Source organism: Falsiroseomonas oryzae, from assembly GCF_027856955.1.
GTDB lineage: Bacteria > Pseudomonadota > Alphaproteobacteria > Acetobacterales > Acetobacteraceae > Falsiroseomonas > Falsiroseomonas oryzae.
This window is the reverse complement of sequence record NZ_JAPSMD010000567.1, coordinates 1-2,880: the sequence shown is the minus strand read 5'-3', so window position 1 is coordinate 2,880 and position 2,880 is coordinate 1. Positions and strand designations below refer to the sequence as shown.

Below are 2,880 nucleotides of genomic sequence, written 5' to 3'. Positions count from 1 at the left end.
CGCCTCCATCTCGGCCAGCGCCGCGCCCCGCCACCAGGCCGCGGTGCCGGCCTCCGCCGCCGGCCGCACGCCGTACAGCGCATGCGGCGCGCGGGACATGTCGGCCACCGTCGGCCGGGCCGTCAGGATCCGCAGCTCGCGATAGACCTGCATGGAATCCGCGTTGATCACCACGCCGCCCAGCCGCTCCGCCAGGGCCAGCGCCAGCGCGCTCTTGCCCGAGGCGGTCGGGCCGGCGACCAGGATGGCGGGAGGTTGCGCCTCTTCCGTCACGGTGGCACAGCGCGGCCGCCATGCCGCACATCCTGACGCTCGTCGCCCCGCCGGGCGCGCTCGACCCTGCCCTTCCCGCCCGTATCCGTGCAGCCCTCGACGCCCTCGGCGCCGCACCGGGCGCGCCAGACTGGCTGGCGGAGCGCGAAGCCGCCGACATCCCCTTCACCGGCAGTCCGCAGCAGGCCGTCGCCGCCGCCCGCGCCGCGCTGCAGGACGCACCGGTGGACGCCATCGCCGCGCCACGGGAGGGCCGCCGCAAGCGCCTGCTCGTCGCCGACATGGACAGCACCATCGTCACGAGCGAGACGCTGGACGAGATCGCCGCGTATGCCGGGCTGAAGGAGAAGATCGCCGAGATCACCCGACGCTCGATGAACGGGGAGCTGGATTTCCGCCAGGCGCTGATCGAGCGCGTCGGCATGCTGAAAGGCCTGGACGTCTCGGCCCTCGAGGCGACCTGGGCCGAGACGCGCATGATGCCGGGCGCGGCCGAGCTGGTCGCCACGATGCGCGCGCATGGCGCGGTGTGCTGCCTCGCCTCCGGCGGCTTCACCTTCTTCACCGGCCGCGTCGCGGAGCGGCTTGGGTTCCATCACCACGTCTCGAACACGCTGCTGGTCGAGGATGGCAGGCTGACAGGGCGCGTGGCGGAGCCGGTCTTCGACCGCAACGCCAAGCTCGCGACGCTTACGCGCCTGGCCACCGAGAACGCGCTGCCGATGGCCGCGACGCTGGCCGTGGGCGATGGCGCCAACGACCTCGACATGATCCGCGCGGCCGGGCTGGGCGTGGCGTTCCGCGCCAAGCCCGTGGTCGCCGCCGCGGCCGGCGCGCGGGTGGACCACGCGGACCTCACCGCCCTGCTCTACGCACAGGGCTACCGCAAGAGCGAGTTCGCCGCCGGGTGAGCGTGGCGGGAGGGGCGCTGCCCCTCCCGGAACCACCCCGCCAAGGGGCAGTGGCCCCTTGGAACCCATGGGTCTAACGCCGAAGGCGGAGGGGGCTTTGGCCCGCTCCGCCTTCGGCGTTGAACTGATCGAGGTCCAGGAGGCAAAGCCTCCTGGCGGGAGGGGGTTTGGGGAGGGCAGCGCCCTCCCCACCCTCACCCCGGCGCACCGCGCTGCGGCGCGTTCAGGCGCAGCGGCACCCAGCGCTGGCCCTGCGGCCCCTCGATCAGCAGCAGCGCCGTCGCGCGGCCCTGCCGGCGCAGTCGCTCCAGGCGCTCCTGCACCTCCTGCGGCGTGGTCACGCGTTCCTGCTGGACCTCGACGATCACGTCGCCGGGGCGCAGCTCACGCTCCGCCGCCGGGCTGCCCGGCGAGACCTCGGTGATCACGACGCCGCGGCTCTCGGCCCGCAGGCTGAACCGCTCCCGGCTCTCCGGCGTGATCGGCGCCACCCGCAGGCCCAGGCCCGAGAGTTCCATCTGCTGCTGGCGGGGCTGCGGCTGCTGCGGGTTCACCGCGGCCTGCTGCTGCTCGCTCGGCAGTTCGGCGACGGTGATCTGCACCGTCTGCTCGCGCCCGTCGCGCCACACCACGACCGGCACCTGGCGGCCTACCTGCGTATCCGCAACGATGCGCGGCAGGTTGCGCATCTCGCGCACCTCGGTGCCGTTGAAGCGCAGGATCACGTCGCCCGCCTGGATGCCGCCCGCCGCCGCCGGGCCGCCTTCCTGCGCCCGCGCCACCAGCGCGCCGCGCGCGCCGTTGCGCAGGCCCAGGCTTTCCGCGATCTCGTCCGTCACCTGCTGGATGTTCACGCCGAGCCAGCCGCGGCGCACGCGCCCGTCGTCGCGCAGCTGCGCGACGATGTTGCGCGCCAGATTGGACGGGATGGCGAAGCCGATGCCGATCGAGCCGCCGGTCGGCGAGTAGATGGCGGTGTTGATGCCCACCACCTCGCCGGCCAGGTTGAACAGCGGGCCGCCCGAGTTGCCGCGGTTGATTGCCGCGTCGGTCTGGATGAAGTCGTCGTAGAGCCCCTGGCGGATGTCGCGGCCGCGCGCCGAGACGATGCCGGCCGTCACCGACCCGCCGAGCCCGAAGGGGTTGCCGATCGCCACCACCCAGTCGCCCACCTGCGCGGTGTCGCTGTCCCCCAGCGGGACGGAGGGCAGCGGGCTGTCGTGGCGCACGCGCAACACGGCCAGGTCGGTGCGCGGGTCGGCGCCCACCAGTTCCGCGCGCAGCGTCGTGTTGTCCTGCAGCACGACGTTGATCTCCGACGCGCCCTCGATCACGTGGTTGTTGGTCACGACGATACCGGACGGGTCGATGATGAAGCCGGAGCCCAGCGACTGCCCCCGGCGCGGGGGCTGCGGCCGGCCGGGCTGGCCCGGCGGCTGCGCCTGACCTGGCGGGCGGTTGCGCTCCAGGAAGTCGCGGAAGAATTCCTCGAAGGGGCTGCCGGGAGGTGCCTGCGGCACCTCCGGGGCGTCGCGGCCGGCACGGGCCTGGCCGGCGGCCTGTGTGGTCTGGATGTTCACCACCGCTGGCAGCAGCCGCTGGGCGAGCGGCGCGAAGGAGGACGGCGCGCCGGGCGGCGGCACCTGGGGCGCGATCTGCTGCGCGGCCGCCGGCAAGGGCGGCAGCGCCGCGAGCG

General features: G+C 74.1%; 3 protein-coding genes. 1 reads left to right on the top strand and 2 read right to left on the bottom strand.

The genetic code is table 11. The features are described 5' to 3' along the window. A partial coding sequence (locus OZN99_RS28935; protein ID WP_270938679.1) for an isopentenyl transferase family protein occupies positions 1 to 273 on the bottom strand: 273 nt, incomplete at its 3' end. A gap of 20 nt (positions 274 to 293) precedes the next feature. On the opposite strand from OZN99_RS28935, the gene serB reads away from it, so the two are divergent. Then, positions 294 to 1,184, top strand: a complete 891-nt coding sequence (gene serB / locus OZN99_RS28930; protein ID WP_270938678.1) for a phosphoserine phosphatase SerB — start codon at positions 294 to 296, stop codon at positions 1,182 to 1,184. A 194-nt stretch (positions 1,185 to 1,378) separates the two neighbouring features. Here the strand turns inward: serB and OZN99_RS28925 are convergent. Further along, a partial coding sequence (locus OZN99_RS28925; RefSeq protein ID WP_408611969.1) for a DegQ family serine endoprotease occupies positions 1,379 to 2,880 on the bottom strand: 1,502 nt, incomplete at its 5' end.